This window comes from Paenibacillus sp. 01T443 (genome assembly GCF_056398325.1).
The window spans coordinates 279141-297103 of record NZ_JBFTPE010000006.1 but is presented as its reverse complement, the minus strand read 5'-3'; the positions used below and the strand labels follow the sequence as shown (position 1 = coordinate 297103).

17 protein-coding genes and 2 pseudogenes are annotated in these 17963 nt (G+C 47.5%); 15 read left to right on the top strand and 4 right to left on the bottom strand.

Annotated features, from left to right (window positions below):
* Positions 1-74: 74 nt before the first annotated feature.
* From AC1DLI_RS12160 to AC1DLI_RS12150, 3 genes are all read left to right on the top strand, one after another.
* Complete coding sequence (locus tag AC1DLI_RS12160; protein WP_477602846.1) at positions 75-1835, top strand: sensor histidine kinase; 1761 nt, start codon at positions 75-77, stop codon at positions 1833-1835.
* Positions 1813-2526 (top strand): response regulator transcription factor, encoded by a 714-nt coding sequence (locus AC1DLI_RS12155; protein ID WP_477602844.1) that lies wholly within the window; start codon positions 1813-1815, stop codon positions 2524-2526. The genes AC1DLI_RS12160 and AC1DLI_RS12155 overlap by 23 nt, the downstream gene beginning before the upstream one ends.
* A 134-nt stretch (positions 2527-2660) precedes the next feature.
* Positions 2661-4670 carry a beta-galactosidase gene (locus tag AC1DLI_RS12150; RefSeq protein ID WP_477602842.1) on the top strand — a complete coding sequence of 670 codons (2010 nt, stop codon included), beginning with the start codon at positions 2661-2663 and terminating at the stop codon, positions 4668-4670.
* A gap of 59 nt (positions 4671-4729) precedes the next feature.
* Here AC1DLI_RS12150 and AC1DLI_RS12145 read toward each other — a convergent pair whose 3' ends face one another.
* A complete protein-coding gene (locus tag AC1DLI_RS12145) occupies positions 4730-5008 on the bottom strand; it encodes a sensor histidine kinase (protein ID WP_477602840.1) in 279 nt (92 codons plus the stop codon).
* A gap of 17 nt (positions 5009-5025) precedes the next feature.
* Positions 5026-5487 (bottom strand): hypothetical protein, encoded by a 462-nt coding sequence (locus tag AC1DLI_RS12140; RefSeq protein ID WP_364151558.1) that lies wholly within the window; start codon positions 5485-5487, stop codon positions 5026-5028.
* Between AC1DLI_RS12140 and AC1DLI_RS12135 the strand changes: the two are divergent.
* Positions 5447-6187 (top strand): annotated as a pseudogene (locus AC1DLI_RS12135) (group II intron maturase-specific domain-containing protein); the annotation flags it as partial. The gene AC1DLI_RS12140 and the pseudogene AC1DLI_RS12135 sit on opposite strands and share 41 nt — an antisense overlap.
* Positions 6188-6448: 261 nt before the next feature.
* The gene (locus tag AC1DLI_RS12130; RefSeq protein ID WP_477602838.1) at positions 6449-6925 is read left to right on the top strand and encodes an N-acetyltransferase family protein; all 477 of its coding nucleotides are present in this window, start codon (positions 6449-6451) and stop codon (positions 6923-6925) included.
* Between the two features lie 524 nt (positions 6926-7449).
* Here AC1DLI_RS12130 and AC1DLI_RS12125 read toward each other — a convergent pair.
* Positions 7450-9531 (bottom strand): alpha-amylase family protein, encoded by a 2082-nt coding sequence (locus AC1DLI_RS12125; protein ID WP_477602836.1) that lies wholly within the window; start codon positions 9529-9531, stop codon positions 7450-7452.
* Between the two features lie 293 nt (positions 9532-9824).
* On the opposite strand from AC1DLI_RS12125, the pseudogene AC1DLI_RS12120 reads away from it, so the two are divergent.
* A pseudogene (locus AC1DLI_RS12120) lies at positions 9825-9944 on the top strand (VOC family protein); the annotation flags it as partial.
* 270 nt (positions 9945-10214) lie between these two features.
* Complete coding sequence (locus AC1DLI_RS12115) at positions 10215-10520, top strand: hypothetical protein (RefSeq protein WP_477602834.1); 306 nt, start codon at positions 10215-10217, stop codon at positions 10518-10520.
* 326 nt (positions 10521-10846) lie between these two features.
* Here the strand turns inward: AC1DLI_RS12115 and AC1DLI_RS12110 are convergent, their stop codons facing one another.
* Complete coding sequence (locus AC1DLI_RS12110; protein ID WP_477602832.1) at positions 10847-11164, bottom strand: hypothetical protein; 318 nt, start codon at positions 11162-11164, stop codon at positions 10847-10849.
* 406 nt (positions 11165-11570) lie between these two features.
* Between AC1DLI_RS12110 and AC1DLI_RS12105 the strand changes: the two genes are divergently transcribed.
* From AC1DLI_RS12105 to AC1DLI_RS12070, 8 genes are all read left to right on the top strand, one after another.
* Entirely contained in the window at positions 11571-12014 is a 444-nt protein-coding gene (locus AC1DLI_RS12105) for a prepilin peptidase (protein WP_477602830.1), read from the top strand.
* 88 nt (positions 12015-12102) lie between these two features.
* Entirely contained in the window at positions 12103-12885 is a 783-nt protein-coding gene (cpaB, locus tag AC1DLI_RS12100) for a Flp pilus assembly protein CpaB (protein WP_477602828.1), read from the top strand.
* 4 nt (positions 12886-12889) lie between these two features.
* Positions 12890-14101, top strand: coding sequence for a CpaE/TadZ family protein (locus AC1DLI_RS12095; RefSeq protein WP_477602826.1), 1212 nt, complete (start codon positions 12890-12892; stop codon positions 14099-14101).
* The gene (locus AC1DLI_RS12090) at positions 14067-15410 is read left to right on the top strand and encodes a CpaF family protein (RefSeq protein ID WP_477602824.1); all 1344 of its coding nucleotides are present in this window, start codon (positions 14067-14069) and stop codon (positions 15408-15410) included. Before AC1DLI_RS12095 ends, AC1DLI_RS12090 begins: the two co-directional genes overlap by 35 nt.
* The gene (locus AC1DLI_RS12085; RefSeq protein ID WP_477602822.1) at positions 15403-16344 is read left to right on the top strand and encodes a type II secretion system F family protein; all 942 of its coding nucleotides are present in this window, start codon (positions 15403-15405) and stop codon (positions 16342-16344) included. Before AC1DLI_RS12090 ends, AC1DLI_RS12085 begins: the two co-directional genes overlap by 8 nt.
* 4 nt (positions 16345-16348) lie before the next feature.
* Positions 16349-17281: a type II secretion system F family protein gene (locus tag AC1DLI_RS12080; protein ID WP_308998721.1), complete on the top strand. Its 933-nt coding sequence runs from the start codon at positions 16349-16351 to the stop codon at positions 17279-17281.
* A 23-nt stretch (positions 17282-17304) separates the two neighbouring features.
* Complete coding sequence (locus tag AC1DLI_RS12075) at positions 17305-17526, top strand: Flp family type IVb pilin (protein ID WP_477602819.1); 222 nt, start codon at positions 17305-17307, stop codon at positions 17524-17526.
* On the top strand, positions 17465-17953 hold the full coding sequence (locus tag AC1DLI_RS12070; RefSeq protein WP_477602817.1) for a TadE/TadG family type IV pilus assembly protein: 489 nt from the start codon (positions 17465-17467) through the stop codon (positions 17951-17953). Before AC1DLI_RS12075 ends, AC1DLI_RS12070 begins: the two co-directional genes overlap by 62 nt.
* Positions 17954-17963: the final 10 nt, after the last annotated feature.

The window sequence follows — 17963 nt, the reverse complement described above, 5'->3', positions numbered from 1 at the left end:
TCTCCCGGACTTTGCTTGCTCATGGTAATATAAAGACAAGACATAGCGATTAAGATCGGAGTGAGTTTGTCCCCATGAGCATTACGCGTAAAATGATTTTGGGATATATCATTCTTATTTTCATTCCGGTTCTCGGCTTCGGGTACCATTACTACACACAAACTTATGGCAATCTGACCAGGCAGTTCGTGGAAAGCCGGCAAAAGATTCTCGAGCAGGCATATGCCAACATGAAAAGCGATTTTATACGCATTCAATCGGTTCAGCGTTTGCTGCAATATAATCCTTATGTCACGGATTATCTGGATGGCGTGTACCAGACCGATGCGGATAGCGTTTATGCGCTTATTCGCTACATTCGGCCGCTGTATACGCAGTCGTTGTTCGCCAATCCTGAGATTGAATCGATTGTCATCTACAAGATGAAAAATCGCGTTTTACCGGTAACGGATCTCTTCCGTGATCAATCTTTGCTAAATGCGCAAATCGAAGAGAAAGTCGAACATTTGAAACCGGGCAAAGGGTTGTGGATACGCGAAGAGCCCGAAGCGGCAAAGCCTGACTTGATCTATTATCAGCATATTTACAATACGCAATTTACGGAAAGAATCGGGCTTCTGGAGATTCGAATTCGTAATAGTCTGATTGGGAATTTTTACGCTGCGGCCGGAGTGGAAGGGAATTGGCACGCCTTCTTGTTGTCACCTGATGGTCGACCGCTTAACGAAGGCGAGGCGGCATCGGCGCTTGACGAACAGACTCTACATCGGTTGGGGCAAGACGATAGTGCATTTTTCATCAATCGAAAGTCGATCGTCAACGGAATAAATATCGATGAACTGAACGTTAGAGTCGTTGTTGCGGGACGAGCCGGCGAAGTTTTTTATTCGATCAAGCAGCGAGAACTTATTTTAGTAACATTAATCGTCCTTTTGTTGGTCGGCTTGTCCGTTGCTTATTACGCGATGGCATCGACCATAACCAAACGGATTCTGAGATTAGCCAGATTTATGCGAACGTTGAATAACGATAATTTGAGACAGCACATCATTAAGCACGACAAGTTGGATGAAAAGGATGAAATCGGTTTTCTTACAGCCACCTACAACTCCATGGTTCAACGCGTGGACGAATTAATCAATAATGCACACCGCGCCGAGCTTCGGAATAAAGAAGCCGCTTACATGGTACTGCAGGCGCAGATCAAACCGCATTTTTTGTACAATACCCTTGAAACGATCCGAATGGTCGCCGAATCGAACAACGACAGAGAGGCCGCGGATATATCATTCTGGTTTGGGAAGCTAATGCGATACAGCCTGTCATCGAAGCAGGACGTGACGATTCTTGAGAGAGAACTTGAAATGATCACCTTCTATTTGAAAATCCACAAGATGCGCTTGCAGGCCAGGCTAACTTACGAAATTGACGTTTCAGTCGAGGCGAAGCATATTGCGTGTCCTCGCTTTATATTGCAGCCGATAGTGGAGAATAGCATCGTGCATGGCGCGTCCGCCGTTCTCCGGCCCGTTCATGTTCGGCTTCAGGTAGAAGAGACGCCTGAAGAAATCCGGATCAGGATAGAAGACAACGGCCCTGGAATTGCGTTAGATAAACTGCTCGCCATTCAAAATCAAATAACGAATGGATCAGAGCTCAGATCGGAAGGGGAAGAAAGCCGGGGTATAGGCATTTATAATGTAAGCGAGCGTATCAAATCATTTTTTCGCGGCACTTCAAGGCTAAACCTTGAAAGCAGGCAAGGGGAGGGGACCTGCGTCACTATCATCATCGATAAAGGGGAGGCGAAGAATGAAAGTATTGATCGTGGATGACGAGCCATTGATTTTGAACGGCATTGTCAAGATCGTCAACGAGTCGATGCCTCTCGGTATGGAGGTTCGAGCTGCTTCCAGCGTGCCCGAAGCGCTTGATGTGATGAAAGCCTATCTGCCGGATGTTACCGTGACGGATCTGCACATGCCCGAGAAGAACGGATTCGATTTGATTGAAGAAGCCAGAGAATCGGGATTATGCGACCGCTTCATCATTTTGACCGGATACGACTACTTTGAATATGCGCGGAGAGCGCTGCGTGCGGGGGTCGTCGACTATTTGATGAAGCCGGTCGATAGGGATGAAATCGCGGAACTGCTGAAACGCATTGCCGAGGAGCTTCCCATCGAGCGTGATTCCAGCGGCTACGCTATTCATGCCCAGCGCATCTTGGCCTACTTGGACAAGCATTATATGCAGGATCTTTCGCTGGAGCATCTTGCAGGGCTGATGGATCTACATCCGCACTATATCAGCAGATTGTTCAAGAAGGAAACGGGAGAAAACTTCGTAAACTACTTGAACGGCCTGCGAATTCGCGAAGCGAAGAAGCTGCTCAACCATCAGCAGCATCTTACGGTCAATGCAATCGGTCAGCGGGTAGGGTTCGAAAGCAATCATTACTTTTCTAAAGTATTCAAGAAATTTACGGGGGTTACCCCCGGCGCCTATCGTGAAGACCGCACTTAAACTTATACGGAATAGAGGTGTCCGGCCATGTTCTAAGACAATCCATCCTATAAAATGAAAATTAGCTCAATTCGCGTTGAGCTTATCCGTGTCAGCGCGAATAACGAGAAACGAACATAAGGAGGAGTAGGACAATGAAACAGCTGCTTTACGGTGTGGCTTATTACGACGAATACATGCCTTACGAACGGCTCGAAGAAGATATACGCATGATGAAGGAGGCAGGAATCAACCTCGTCCGCATCGCCGAATCGACGTGGAGCACGCATGAACCGCAGAATGGCGTTTTCGATTTTTCTAGCGTCGACCGCGTGCTTACCGCGATGCACCGGGCGGGCATTCACGTCATCATTGGTACACCGACTTATGCGGTTCCGACATGGATGGTGAGAGAGCATCCCGACGTACTGGCGGTTACCCCGGACGGTCCCGGTCGATATGGGGCGCGGCAAATAATGGATATTACAAATCCGACGTACCTGTTCTATGCGGAACGCATCATTCGCAAGTTGATCGCGCGCGTTTGCGGCCATCCCGCCGTCATCGGATATCAAATTGACAACGAGACGAAACATTACCGTACAAGCGGTCCGAACGTACAGCTGCGATTCGCGAAATACATCAAGGACAAATTCGGTACGGTGGAACGGGTAAATCAGGAATTCGGGCTCGATTACTGGAGTAATCGGATTAACAGTTGGGAAGATTTCCCTTCGGTTGTCGGCACGATTAACGGAAGCCTGGGGGCGGAATTCGCTCGTTTCCAGCGGCGGCTCGTCACTGAATTTCTGGCATTGCAAGCTTCGATTGTAAACGAGTACAAACGCCCAGACCAATTCGTTACGCATAATTTTGACTTTGGCTGGAGGGACGGTTCGTTCGGTGTGCAGCCGGATGTTGACCATTTTTCCGCGGCGGAAACGCTGGATATCGTCGGTGTAGACATTTATCACCCATCGCAAGACAATCTCACCGGCAAAGAGATTTCGTTCTGCGGCGACACCGCCCGTTCACTCAAGCAAGCAAATTACTTCGTGCTGGAGACGCAGGCACAAGCTTTCCCGAATTGGACGCCATACCCCGGCCAGCTGCGGCTTCAGGCGTTCAGCCATCTGGCATCAGGGGCCAATATGGTCGAGTACTGGCATTGGCATTCCATTCACAATGCTATCGAGACGTATTGGAAAGGACTTCTCAGTCATGACATGGGTCCGAACCCGACCTACGAAGAGGCGATGACAATCGGACGCGATTTCGCGAGGTTGTCTCCGAAGCTCATTAACTTGAAGAAGAAGAACCGTGCAGCCTTGCTTGTCAGCAACGAAGCGTTGACGGCGCTTCAATGGTTCCCTCTGCCCGGAAGGAAAGCCGATTACAATGACATCGTCCGCCTCATGTATGACCGGCTGTATGAAATGAACATCGGCTGCGATATTTTGTCGCCAGATTCGGATGCACTCGATCAATACGACCTAATTGTCATCCCTGCGCTGTATGCGGCATCGGACGATACGCTGGATCGATTGAACCGGTATGTGGAAAACGGCGGACATGTTGTTTACACGTTCAAGAGCGGTTTTGCAAACGAACATATCAAGGTCCGGACGAATGTGCAGCCCGGACGTATCGACGAGGTTTGCGGCATTCGGTACAGCCAGTTCATCCAACCTGATAAGGTGATACTCAAGGGAGACCCGTTCGGGGTAGGTGCGGAGCACAACACGGTAGAAGTCTGGATGGAGCTGCTTACCCCGACGACTGCGGAAGCGCTCGCTTGGTACGAGCACCCGCACTGGGGGGCTTATGCAGCCGTTACCGAGAATCGTTACGGCAAAGGCATCGCGACGTATATCGGCTGCATGCCGAGCGCTCAAGTCATGGCGAAAGTACTGGAACGGGCCAGCAAGGCAGCAGGACTATGGGGCCCCGAGCAAGATTGTCGCTACCCATTAATCGTGAAGTCCGGAACGAATGAAGCAGGCCGGGAGATACGCTACTTTTTCAACTATTCTGACGCGTCTATTTCGTTCACTTATTCGTACGAGGACGGTACCGAACTGCTCTCGAACCGTAAAGTTTGCATAAATGAACAGATCGAACTCGACCGTTGGGGTGTCGCGATTGTCGAAAGTGTTACATCGTAGTCTTAACAAGCAAATCGAAAGCCGCGCTTCTCTTCAGAGAGCGCGGCTTTCGATTGTAACTATATATCCATTTCCTGTTGATTTTCCTCGGTAATAAGCACGGCGGGGATGCGAAGTACTATCATGGTACCGACACCTATCTCGCTTGTGATCGCAATATTGTAGTTTCCCCCGTAATGCAAGCGGATTCTCTCTTGAACGTTTTGCAAGCCAAAGCCGCTGCCTCCGGTCTCGCTAGAATTATGTGTAACCGGCAGGTTGCGTCGGAAGTTTTCCAACACTTTTTCAGGCATTCCGATCCCGTCATCCTTCACTTGAATGAGCAGGTCGTCTGCCATTCGGCGAACGCTTATCGTTATGGTACCTCTCTTTCTTCCTTACAGAGTATTCCGTGCAGAATAGCATTCTCAACTAATGGCTGCAAGATTAGCTTCAATACCTTGAATTGCAGCAGTTCTTCGTCCGGCTCCAGGACCAATTGTAATGATCCATTGAACCGCTTATTCTGGATGGAGAAGTAGGCTGAGATCTGCGCAATCTCATCCTTCAAGCTGACTACATCGCTTCCCCGATTTAAGACCGCACCGGCAACAATCTTGTACAGATAGAACTGAAGCGAATATAAATCTTTGTCCTGTATGAAGAAGAAGCTCATCGTCCAGTCATTCCAGTATCCCAAGGCAATGAATAGTCCAATCGAAGCAAGTGCAGGCTTCGCCAGCGGCAGGATCAGACGCAAGAAAATGGTAAAATCGTTGGCTCCTTCCAGCTTCCCCTCGCCGCAAGGAGGTCCACTTAGTCCATTATTATCGAACATCGTCCTTGACGAATTAGATAAGGAACTGGAAAAGAGGAACCTTCGCTTCGTGAGATATGCCGATGACTGTAACATTTACGTGAAAACGTGGAAAGCAGGACATCGCGTGATGGAATCCATTACCGCATTTATCGAAGGGAAACTGAAACTGAGGGTCAATCGAGAGAAAAGTGCGGTAGACCGCCCATGGAAACGAAAGTTTCTAGGGTTTACATTCAGTTGGGATAAGAAGAACCCGCGCATAAAGATCGCAAAACCATCCTTAGAGCGAATCAAAGCAAAGATCAAAGCGATCACCTCACGCAGCAAAGCGATCCCAATCGAGATGCGAATGAAGGAGTTAAATCAATATTTGACAGGTTGGTGCGGTTATTATGCCCTGACAGATACGAAAAGTGTGTTCCGAGAGTTGGATGAATGGACAAGAAGAAGACTTCGGATGTGTGTCTGGAAGCAATGGAAGCAACCAAAGACGAAGGTTAGAAAACTGCTGTCGATGGGAGTCCCGAAACAGAAAGCCTATGAATGGGGAAATTTGAGAAAGAAATACTGGCGTATCGCGTGTAGTCCAATTCTCCACCGATCACTGGATAACCAATACTGGGTATCCCTTGGTCTGAGAAGTCTCACGGACAGATATGATCAATTGCGGAATAGGACATGTACCGCCGTATACCGAACGATACGTACGGTGGTGTGAGAGGTCGGGGGCTAGGCGCCCCCTCCTACTCGATTGTAATATTTGATAAGGCGAATCTTTTTGTTGAGCTAACGGGCAGTATAGCACAACGACACCAGGCTGCCGGCATGAATGGCAGCCTTTCGTTACGAAAAGGGCAAATTAATTATAAATAAAGTCGCCTTATTTATCTTTTATTATTAATGATACAATTGCTGTAGTAAATCGGATTTTCTAGCTGAATAGCTACGATTTTTTTATGGCATGGGAGGATGTTCAAAATTGAATGTAAGGATACGGGATTCTATCGAGACTGATATTGCTGATATCATCAAATTAAGAAGACAAGTCGATGATTACCATGCAATTTTGAGACCAGAACAATTTATTAGTGCAGATCTGTACAATGAACAAACCGTGAAGTCCTATTATGAGACTGAAAAATCTAGGGTGGTTGTTGGCGTTCTACCGCAAACGGAAGAACTAATAGCTTATGCAGTATTAAATACAGAGAGGACCACTGAAAGATCGATATTTAGACAAAGATCGATGATTTATGTAAACGATCTTTGTGTTAGCGAAGCGTATCGAGGAAAAGGGATTGGGCGTGTTATGTTTCAGTTTATTATAGATTACGCCAAGAAGATGAATGTAGACGCAGTTGAACTAGACGTGTATGCGGCTAATAAGGAAGCTGTCGGATTATATGAGTCAATGGGCATGAAAGACAAGTATAGACGCTTAGAGTTAAAACTCTAATAAATGGGGATCGGTTACGCTAACGGAGAACGATAGTTGAATGCCAAAGGGCTGCCGGGTGGCAGTCCTTTGTAACGTTAACTGGCAGGACATCGATAACCGCAACAGGCCATCAGATTTAATGGAGAGACGTTTTCATGTCTGTTTCTGGTATTTCTACTGTTCTCCAAATTGGGCTTGAATTAACTTCAAATAGAAGAACTATTTGATTTACTCGAAGCTGTGTTACCAAGAAGAACTCCTGAAAACTTCCTAGTGACGATTAATTCCTTAATGTTAGATTCTTAGATTGGAATTCAATTTGGGATTAAGTTAACGGCCTTGGCGAAGAGATAATGACGAATTCAGTGATTAGAATAAGGGAATTATACTTCTTAAAATAAAAGCATGAAAAATGTAATTAAAAGCAATAATTTTAAACGAATCGATTTTCAGCCCTGTCCCGGATTCCGAGAAAGTCTGGGTCGCAATCCCCATTTACGAACTGTAAATCTCGGCTTCTATCCTGACTGGAGAAGGAATTTTCAACGGGAAGCCCCGTTAAGGTGAACACTTTCTAATCCGGCATGTGCCGTCTTCATGATGTTGACCATATCCGCATACGGCTGATCCTGCTGATTGACCAGGCCAACGTTGTAGCTCTCGCCGTCCGGACGCCCGGTAACCGGCTGATCGTAGTAGGCAAACCAGCCTGAGCCGACAAACAACGGATGCGCAGCCTGGCTTTCCACAAAAGCTCGGTAAGCCATTCCTCTTTCCATGATGCTTGTTGTCATTGTAGCCGCACTGATATAGGAAAGTCCGCGTTCGGACGAGCCGAATGAATGTTCCAGATTCAACAGGGGCTTTCCATAATCTTCGTATCTGGATATCCAACTCGCATCTCTTATATAACTGTCCACGGAAAAGGCATCTACAAACTCCATAGCCGCTTGATCCCAATCTAAGCTGGTTCGCCAGGTAGGAACGATAGACGTGCCCAGGAACAGATGGTTCGGATCGTATTTTTTAATAATGTCCCTGATCATGGAATAGTAAGTTCTGGATGCCAGCCTGATATATTCCGATATATCGACCGTGGGAACTTCGGTAATATTGATCTTGGTATCTTTCAAAGCGTCAAACGATACAGCGTTCGTGCCCAGAAGCTGATTGACCGCGGCGAGGCTGCCATTATATCTTGGCTCAAGAAAATCCACGAATGCGCTTTTTGCCGGAGAGGACGAAGAATAGGTCAGCACCTCTTTTACGATATCGGCATTCCAACCCGCTTCATTATCGTAAGTATAACCGATCAACCACTTGCTGTATCTAGCATTTTGAAGCTGTGTCTTCAGCGCGTACTCGATGATGGGCCCGCTCTGCGGGTCAAAAACGTCGTACGTCCATTGTATCCTTCTCAAATTCGAGGGGTCTTGCAGCGATTGAATGTACGGAAACGTTATGTTTTTTGGTTTGGTCCACTTGCTGAAGGTGTTAAAGCCCCACTGGATTAAACGCTTCTTCGTGATATCCTCCCATTTCGACTCAAATCCGCTTCCGTATTTTTTCATAACATTGGCGGTAACGAAGCTGACGTATTCGCCGTTGGCATCTCTGGTGTAGGCGGGAGCGTAAGCGGTACGATCGGGCAATTCCTCAAAAATCTGCTTAGAGGTGCCGTCCGGTTTCAGGATCGACGTCTTATATCCGGTTTCCCATAAACTTGCTGCATCCACTCCTTTAACAATAAAGGGATATCCGTCCGGCGTAATAAACCACCATTTTCCGTTAATTGTTTGAAGCTTGAAGTACCCGGTGCTTGCTTGCTTTCCTAAGCTTTTAATGCCTCCATATTGATCATATTTTGTGGGATCTAGCGAAACATTCGCCAAGGCAACGGCCTCATTCGCATATTCCAGCCGCAGCTGCGCTTCGGATGTAACCTTTCCGGGCCAGGTTTCATTCATCCATTGACCGAACTTGTCCGCAAGCAGAGCCTCCTTATTCAATTCAGCTTTCAATCCTTCCTGGATAAGAGCAGGTCTCAGATATTGCCCCTCAACGCCAGTACCTCTATAAATCTCAACTTCCGTCAGCGGAATATGTTGATAGGCTTGGGTACGCCTAATGTTCAGCACGATAAACCTGACCGTCTTGTTTGACATCGGGATGGTTACCGAATGGTTTAAATCGGTTCCCGTTCTTACGTGTCTGGTTGCAATGTAATACCCCGTCGCCGATTCGGGACGGTACTTTACGGTAATGTCCTTAAATCCCCAATATTTGTTGGGTGAATTCAGCACCACGCGGATCTGGTGCAAGGGGTAGTCCTTCAACAGATCAATAACCACATTCACAGTTGAGTGAGAGTTTGCGCTACCCATCCAGCCTGCGTAAGCCGGGGTTCCGTCGAACAAGACGCCGTCCGCCGAGGATATAACCCCAGACTCTTTCCAGTCGGGAGAGTTCCCTGCGTTCGGAACAGGGCTATGAATATAGTTTCCTGTCTTTAGCATAGTGTCTTCACCTCTAACTTTACCGATTGGGACAAAAACGGTTGTAACGATAAATGCCAATAAGAACGTCAAAATACCGCTGCGATTAAACTTGGATTTTTTGTTCATTTTAAGTAGAGCCTCCAGTTAGTGATACTCCCTATATCGTCATCTCGAACGGTTAATATTAGTGTTAAGTTTTTAATTTTTTTACGTGTAACACTGGAAGAGCTGTGAATGAGAAGCCAGCAAACTGAGTTAGCAGAATTGTGGCGGCCGTACCCTCAATCACACGGGCATCACGGAAGCGATAATGACCATCATAATCCGAAGCACAAAAAGAAGAAACACACCGTGTTCGATGTTTTCGATGAACGTTGCTAGAACTGCCGGACGAAAGAACAGTCCAGACACTCGTACACCGTGGAAAGGGATTCATCACGGCTTCCGTTACAGATCCATTTGGTAACGTTCTTGGCATTATGTATAATTCCCACTATTTAGAGATGCTGAATTTCAGAATTCAGGGACGGAAAGAATAATTGAAATAGAAAAATTAGAAAATCACACACCTATAGAATGCCTTAAACAACGGGCACGTTAGTTTTGCCGCGGCAGCTGTTCCTTGTTTTCATTAAGCTAAAGGGCTGTAATGCTCAATGTGCAGTTTCAAAGTTATACTGGTCTTAATTATTTTGAAGCCATAATCATCTGTCCATTCCCCGCTAACGGGCAGGATAACGCAACAAAATGTCTACCCATTCTCGTCTGTGAATTTACTTAGGAATAATTGGGAGTAAGGGGTTGCGATTATGCGAAACTTACTATTTGTGCTTATTGTTATCATGTTTGTATCTGGTTGTACGCAGAGTCTTTCTAAAGATAATGCTACAAAAAATGTTTTGGACAATGTACCTAAATGCGGCGAGAACTTAGAAACAATTAATAAAATTATGGAATCAAATAAAACTGAAGATGGCTTTATTATTAAAATTCAACAAGACTGTGAACCGAAAAATGGAGAAGGACCAGAAATGAGTTCAACTTTTACTTATGCTGTAACTGCCAATGAAATAAAATTAATTGACGAGAATGATTCAACTAACGGGAAACGATAGTTGAATGAACGCAGCGTAAACCAGTCCGTTTCAGGGACTGGTTTTTTTCTATACGATGATCACCCTCTGTCTATAAAACGATCGTTTTTTTGAATTTATAAACATCAATTTAAAATGGAGAACGTTTGTTGAACAACAAAGGAGCAGTTTGCGGCAGCTGCTCCTTTCTTCTAGCCGGTGAAAGTCTCGTTGTTGCTTTGAAAACTCCCCAATTGTCTATTTTTTGTTGGAAAATAATCCCATTAAGTTTGCTATTTCAAATACTTTACCTGTTAAACTCTGATCCTTCAGCTTGTTCGAGCGGGATACAGACGCTTATATTGCATTTAATCCGCCTCAAGTTCACGCGCATCCTTAAACATTAAAATTACCGCTGTTATGAATAAGACTGCGGTTATTACGCAGCATTCCGCGTAAATCATGCCAAGACCGAACCACAGTTCGAGGACTGCGTAGAGTCCCGCCGCTGAGCCTGCAAATATGCCGATGCACGCAAATAGTATCGCGATGAATACGAACATGTGGCCGCCAGTGTTTGGTTTGTACAATGTTTTTTTTTTCGGAATTAGAATTAACGAGATCCGCTCCATAGTCGCCAGAAGCACGCGTGACTTGTTTAGTTTTTTTCTATTATTTGGTAACAAAGTTATCACCCCTAATATCTTGTTATATTCTTTTTCGGAACTTGGACTGGTTAAGTTAAGGCCTATTTGATCAAGTAGTACTAAAAAATTATTACCAACATCACTTATTTATGGTTTGGAGTCGGGATATGGACCTATTTTTCGTGGGGGGAGGATGATGCATCCAGACTATTTCTTGCCGACTGCGTCACTGCTACACTAGAATTTGCGTTTTCTTCCCGAGGTATCTTTTTCTGTTTTTTTTGAGAAATTTCTGGAATGGTGTTTCATATTTTCTCAATGTGTTTAATAGATCAAAGATACTGGTGCGTCCATTTTTGAAAATCCAATTTATGTAAGCAATTAATATCATTTAAATAAAAGGATATTAATTGCTTGCTGTTCGAGTTAGGATGATGTTTGTTCTATGCAAATGGCGTTAATCGTACTGTTAGTCTGTCTATTATTGGTTTGCGTCGTCACTGATTTAAGAAGCCGCAAGATTTATGATGGGGTGACCCTCCCGGGTACAGCGGCCTTTCTTGTTATTCATCTCATAACGAGGGATATTTCCTTGCTTGAGCCGCTCGCGGGGGCAGCCGGGCTGGGAGGGATCGCCTTGCTTGTCGCGGTGGTCAGCAAAGGGCAGTTCGGCGGCGGGGATATAAAGCTTTTTATGATGATCGGCGCAGGCTTAGGCTGGTCGGTCGGGATTTGGGTGTTCATGCTTGCTTTTTTGGCTGCGGCATTTATCGCTTGGCCGATTATTGTGCTGCAGAAGCTGCTGCCGCAAAAACGGAAAGTGAAGGAGCTGCCGATGGCGCCCTTTATCGCTTTCAGCGCTATGCTTATCATGGCTTTGGCTTACTGATGGAGGCCGTCGAACAACTAGAATGACATAAGTATGAAAAGAGAGAAGAGATAAAGCTTATTACTAAGGCCAGGAGTGTTGGGAATTTATGTTTGAGTCAAAAAGACGCGCATTTCTATTATTATTCGTATCCATTGCTTTAGGATTGATCGCTGTTATTCTATTCTCCACGTATATGCAGGAAACGAAGGAAAGCATGGGAGAACTGGTTATGGTTCAGGTCGCGGGAAATGACATTCCTGCGGGCCAGCTCATCACCGAGGACCTGCTGACGGAAGAACAAATTCCCCGCAAGTATATGCTGGATTCCCTTATCCAATCGCCGGCCGAACTTGTCGGTAAGGTATCGATGGTTCCAATCGCCAAAGGAGCGGTTATTACTTCTGTCATGCTTAGAGACAACAGTCTCGTGTCGGGCGAGTACCGCCAAGTTATGCTTCGCGCTCCATTGTCCGTATTCGATGACCAGATCGATGCTTATGACGAGGTAGATATTCTTGTGTCTTACGAGCAGGAGGGCGGCGCCAAGGAAGCTGCGGCGGACCGCAGAACGACGAAGGTACTCCTCAAAGGGGTAACGGTAAGCAGTGTGCATAAGAGCGGCGACGAAACGGTTGCAGTAGGCGTGCTCCTGAAGCTCGCTGACACGAAGAGCTTGATATGGGCACTTAATTATGGCAAAGAGGTACGGCTGCTCAAAACAGGCAATGCGAAAGCCTCGCAAGAGACTCTAATGGCCGAGGAGCCTTTAGCAGCAGAACCGGCACCAAGTCCGAAGCCCAATGTCAAACCTGCGGCAGCTGCAACCGCTAAGCCGGCAGTAAAACCGACGACGCCAGCTTCCGTTACGCCGCCGAAGGGAGGAGAATAAGCCTGTGAACACTGCCAAAATATCGATCATTACGGATGACAGCCGCCTGATGCAGCAGCTCGTCCAGCATGTCAATTTTCTCAACCTGAGCATTGGAGAAACGATTGATAAGCCAAGAGAGGCTTATATGCATCTGCATCCGCTGGAGCCGCGGGTCGTGCTCCTTGCCGAGCCTCTCGAGGAGATGAGCATTCCGCAAATCGTACAGCAATTAAAAAAAGTAAACAGCAGCGCGCCTATTATTTTCATGTCGCGCGAGGGACGTTTCGAGCAAATACGAGAGCTGTACCGCTGCGGGGTAACTGACGTTCTCCGCGTTCCGGATGAGCTTGGGCAGCTCGAGCTGCTGTTGGATAAAACCGTGCGCCAAACTACGGATAACCGGGACCGAAGCAGATCCGCCGGCTCAACGGGCTCAGAAGGAGGCGAGGTTATCGCTCTTTATAGCGCCAAGGGCGGCTCGGGTACGACAACGGCAGGCATTAATTTGGCGCAAGGGCTAGCGATTCAGTCTGGTGCCCGTGTCCTGCTTATCGACTTAAACATGCAATTTGGAGGTTTACAGCAATATCTCGATATCCAATTCGAGAGAAATTTAGGCGATTTGAAGTCCGTGCTAAGGGAGTTGACTTACAGCCAGTTAGATAATGTCCTGTACAAGCTGGCTCCTTCAGATGTTCATCTGCTGCTGTCGCCGGCTCACCCGCAGGAGGCTGAAAACTTTAAAGGCGAGGATATCGAGCTATTATTCGCCGCTTGCCGCGCGCATTTTGATTATATCGTGCTGGATTTACCGAAGGAACTGAATGAAATATCGATATGTGCGCTCGGTCAGGCTGATCGCGTGCTGTATCTGCTGCATTTGGACCGGCCGTCGATTGTGAGGATGAAAGGCGTATTTGATATTTTGGAGCGCTATCATTTGACCCATGAGGAGAAGCTTTCCATTGTGGTGAACAGGCACAGCAAGAAAAATGACGTCACGCTGGAGCATCTGAAGAAAATGACGATGATTCCCGTTGTCGGCGTTTTGTCAGAGGACGTCAAGCGCAACGTACAAACGTCTATGAATCTTGGAAAGCCGCTTTTGACCGAGAAGAAGGTGAAGGGACTAAAAGGCCTTGCGAAGGATTATATGTCTCTGGCTGCAGCATTGCTTAAGCAAGAAGGGGGCGTGAACCGTGTCCATCTTCCATCAGCTAAGCAGTCGTCTTGAGGATTCGCCGAAAGTTGAAAAGACCGCGCAGGATTATATTGACTACTTGTTCAACCATTACAAGGAAAGGCTCCTAAAAGAAACGAATCTGGATCAATTAATTAAGCTTCCCAACTTTCAGAAGCGGCGGACGATCGAGAAGCTGATTACCGACATGCTGGAGCAGGAGAAGGTCATTATTACACAGCTCGACAAAACGAAGCTGCTGGATATGATTCTCAATGATTCGGTTGGCTATGGTCCGCTGGAGCCTCTGCTGCAGGATGAGGATATTACTGAAATCATGGTAAACGGTCCGAATGAAGTGTACATAGAGAAAAAAGGCACCATAACGCTATCGAACATATCGTTCAAAAATCAAGAACATATTCGTCATATTATTGACCGAATCGTAGCGCCGATCGGCAGACGGATCGATGAAAGCTCGCCGCTAGTAGACGGAAGGCTTGAAGACGGCAGCCGGATTAACGCCGCTATTCCTCCGATTGCTCTGTACGGCCCCGTGCTGACCATTCGAAAGTTCAAGAAGGACCCGTACGTTATGCACAACCTGCTAGAATTTCAATCGCTGTCGAAAAAAATGTCTGAGTTTCTTGAGGCGGCGGCGGCCGGAAAGATGAATATTCTGATTTCTGGCGGTACAGGCAGCGGGAAAACGACGCTTTTAAACGTCGTCTCCGCAGCCATTCCCGTCGGGGAACGTGTCATTACGATCGAGGATATGGCTGAGCTTAGACTGGGTCGTAAAAACTGCGTTTCCTTGGAGGCAAGGCCTGCGAATATGGAGGGAAGCGGCGAAATTACGATACGCCATCTCGTGCGCAACGCGCTTAGGATGCGGCCGGACCGCATTATTGTCGGCGAGGTTCGCGGCGGAGAAGCGATGGATATGCTGCAAGCGATGAATACCGGTCACGAAGGCTCGCTGACGACGATTCATGCCAATACGCCTCGCGATGCGATGTCGCGTTTGGAGGCGATGATTCTGATGAGCAATACCTCGATGACGGCCGAGGTCGTGAGGCCGTTTATTTCCGCCGCGATCCAGATCGTCGTTCAAACGCTACGATTATCTGACGGCTCGCGAAAGGTCGTATCCATTGCCGAGGCGGTGGATGAAGCGGGCGAGCTGAAGCTCGTGGATATTTTCCGCTATGTGAGAACAGGCACGAGCGCAAATGGAAAAAGCATAGGACGGTATGAAACAACGGGCTACGTTCCGAATTGTAATGAGAAGCTGAAGGCATACGGGTATGACCTAGGCAATGATTTTTTTGCCGCGGGGCAGGAGGAAGTAACTCATGTCTAACGAGGTTTGGTTATGCATCGTCTTGTTTCTCACCGTAGCGCTCGGCACGCTCGGTATTTATGAGCTAGGCAGCGTGCGCAAACGGATGAATGGCCTTTACCGCAAGCTGGATGAGCTGCATACGGAGGAGGCGAAAGCCTCGCGAGGAACCTATCATCGGCTCTCTCTCCGTTTTAAACAAACGGAGTACGGACGGAGCCTGGAGGACCGTTTGACAGCCTCTAACTTAAAGCGGAGCCCGCTCGATTGGCTGCTCATTATGATCGTTTTGTGGGTCTTGCTTTCCATACTCGTAGAACGGCTGATGGGACTGGGCATGCCTTACAATCTGCTTGCTGCATATTTTGTGACAAATTTGGGCTCGAAGCAATGGCTTAAATCCCGAAGCAATAAGTTCAGCCAGCTAATTAACCGGCAGTTGCCCGAAGTATGCCGCATGCTGTCAAGCTGCATTCGCGCCGGTATGAGCGTACAGCAAGGCATCGATATCGTAGCGAAAGAGCTGAAGCCGCCTGCGGGATTATTGTTTCAAACCATGTCTAGGGAGCTCAAAATGGGTACGACGCTGAATTTGGTGCTGGAGCGCGTGCATGAGCGTTTTTCCAGTAAGGATATTCGCTTGCTGACGCAGACGATTATCGTGCAGCGGCAGGCGGGAGGCAATCTTGGCCAGGCGCTTGACCATTTAGCGAAAACGCTTGAGGAGCGCGAGCGCATGAACAAAGAGATCAGCAATCAGACAGCGGAATCACGTTATATTGCGCTCACGCTGGCGTTAATGCCCGTATTCTTGATCGTCGTATTCAATATGGTGTTTAAAGGATTTATTATGCCCATATTCACTGTACCCGGAATGGTTCTAGTGGCTGTTGTACTGCTGTTGATGACGGCGGGTTTCCTGATGATTCGCAAAGTATCCAATATAAAGGCGTGACGATATGAATGAGTGGACAGAACCGTTGTTGTATGCGGGATTCGCCGTTTGGTGTTTATCTATGCTGTTATTCTGGCGATACCGTCTACATCGCATAGCATTGCTAAAGCGGCTGGGCTTGATCAAGCAGGAGCGGAAAAAGAAAGAAAAATGGACAAACCGTTTCTCCGTACGCGTTTTCGCTTGGTCCAAGCAGCTTGCTCCGCTTGGGCGCCGCTTTCGAATGTTCTCGAACGAGGAGGAGCTGGAGCGGAAAATAGCGCTAGCTGGCTATCCCGGAGGCTTGCAGCTCGATTCCTATTACGGTTTTCGCTTTTTGTGCTTATTCTCCGGGTTGTTCGGAGGCACGATTTTATCCTGGCTCGGCATTGGCGGCGGCGGTACGATTCTTGCACTGTTCGCTGCAGGTCTTGTGTTTCCGCCAATGTGGATTCGCTCGGCTGCTGCGCGGAGACAGGAGCAAATCGCGATTGAGCTTCCTGATTTTATGGATGCCATGAGCGTAACGCTGCAAGCCGGCGTGCCGCTGGATCCTGCGATGAAGCAAATCGTGAAGACGATGGATGGGCCTCTGCAGGAGGAGATGAGCCGATTCCAGCAGGAACTGGATATCGGGGTGCCGAGAGAGCAGGCTTATCTGCGCTTAATGCACCGCAATCAATGCAAGGATCTGGAGACGCTTATCCTGTCCTTGATTCAAGGCAGCAAGCTGGGCGTTCCGATAGCCAATACGTTCAAGCTGCTTGCTGAGGACATGCGCGAATCGCGTATCGGACGAATCAAGGAAAGGGCTGCGAAGGCCGGTCCTAAGGTGACGCTAATTACGACCTTTGTTATCCTGCCGGCTGTCATCCTATGTGTAATCGGACTGCTTGTTCTTAACTTTATGTATAATCCGGAAGGGATTGGCATTTCTTGGGATGCATTCAACATGTAATTATGAGAGGAGGTGAACGGATCATGCTGACGAATTTCGGAATCAAACTATACAGCAAATCAGTTCAAATATGGAATCATACAAAAAATCAGCGCGGCGCGCAAGCCATTGAATATATCGGGGTTGCTGCTCTTGCCGTCGTACTCATTCTCGCGATGATTAAACTGTTTGGAAGCGACGGTGATGGAATTGCGAAAAAATTGGTCGATAAGCTTAAAGACTTTATCGATAAAATCAGTCTTTAACCGAAAAAGAGGCCGAGAAAACCATCTCGGCCGCTTGAGGCGGCTTGCAGGAAACGAGCAGGGCTCCCAAGCGATTGAATTTGTCGGGGTGCTGCCATTATTTTTGTTAATGATACTAATCGTTACCCAATTCGTCTATGCAGGCGTGACCGTCGTCGTTGCTAAGCAAGTCGCAATGGAGGGCGCGCGCGCTGCTATGGTTGAACTTACGTCGGGAGCGAATTACGAGGCTGCGGTTCGCAACGCAGCGGGCAAATATAAGGTGAACAACCTATCTAAGCATGAGTATATTTCTGGGTCGGATACTTTTGTCACTGTCAAGGTTACGCTGGAATCTCCCATCGTGACAGGTGGATTATTCCGATCCTCTGGCATATCGCTTCCCGTCTCGTCAGAGGTGACGGTGCGCAAGGAAGAGTTGAAATAGCCCGCTGACT

Bases quoted from the DNA above. Each gene is read 5' to 3' on its own strand.
- AC1DLI_RS12160 (WP_477602846.1), top strand. From the start codon at position 75: ATGAGCATTACGCGTAAAATGATTTTGGGATATATCATTCTTATTTTC.
- AC1DLI_RS12155 (WP_477602844.1), top strand. From the start codon at position 1,813: ATGAAAGTATTGATCGTGGATGACGAGCCATTGATTTTGAACGGCATT.
- AC1DLI_RS12150 (WP_477602842.1), top strand. From the start codon at position 2,661: ATGAAACAGCTGCTTTACGGTGTGGCTTATTACGACGAATACATGCCT.
- AC1DLI_RS12145 (WP_477602840.1), bottom strand. From the start codon at position 5,008: ATGGCAGACGACCTGCTCATTCAAGTGAAGGATGACGGGATCGGAATG.
- AC1DLI_RS12140 (WP_364151558.1), bottom strand. From the start codon at position 5,487: ATGTTCGATAATAATGGACTAAGTGGACCTCCTTGCGGCGAGGGGAAG.
- AC1DLI_RS12125 (WP_477602836.1), bottom strand. From the start codon at position 9,531: ATGAACAAAAAATCCAAGTTTAATCGCAGCGGTATTTTGACGTTCTTA.
- AC1DLI_RS12115 (WP_477602834.1), top strand. From the start codon at position 10,215: ATGCGAAACTTACTATTTGTGCTTATTGTTATCATGTTTGTATCTGGT.
- AC1DLI_RS12105 (WP_477602830.1), top strand. From the start codon at position 11,571: ATGCAAATGGCGTTAATCGTACTGTTAGTCTGTCTATTATTGGTTTGC.
- cpaB (WP_477602828.1), top strand. From the start codon at position 12,103: ATGTTTGAGTCAAAAAGACGCGCATTTCTATTATTATTCGTATCCATT.
- AC1DLI_RS12085 (WP_477602822.1), top strand. From the start codon at position 15,403: ATGTCTAACGAGGTTTGGTTATGCATCGTCTTGTTTCTCACCGTAGCG.
- AC1DLI_RS12080 (WP_308998721.1), top strand. From the start codon at position 16,349: ATGAATGAGTGGACAGAACCGTTGTTGTATGCGGGATTCGCCGTTTGG.
- AC1DLI_RS12075 (WP_477602819.1), top strand. From the start codon at position 17,305: ATGCTGACGAATTTCGGAATCAAACTATACAGCAAATCAGTTCAAATA.
- AC1DLI_RS12070 (WP_477602817.1), top strand. From the start codon at position 17,465: ATGGAATTGCGAAAAAATTGGTCGATAAGCTTAAAGACTTTATCGATA.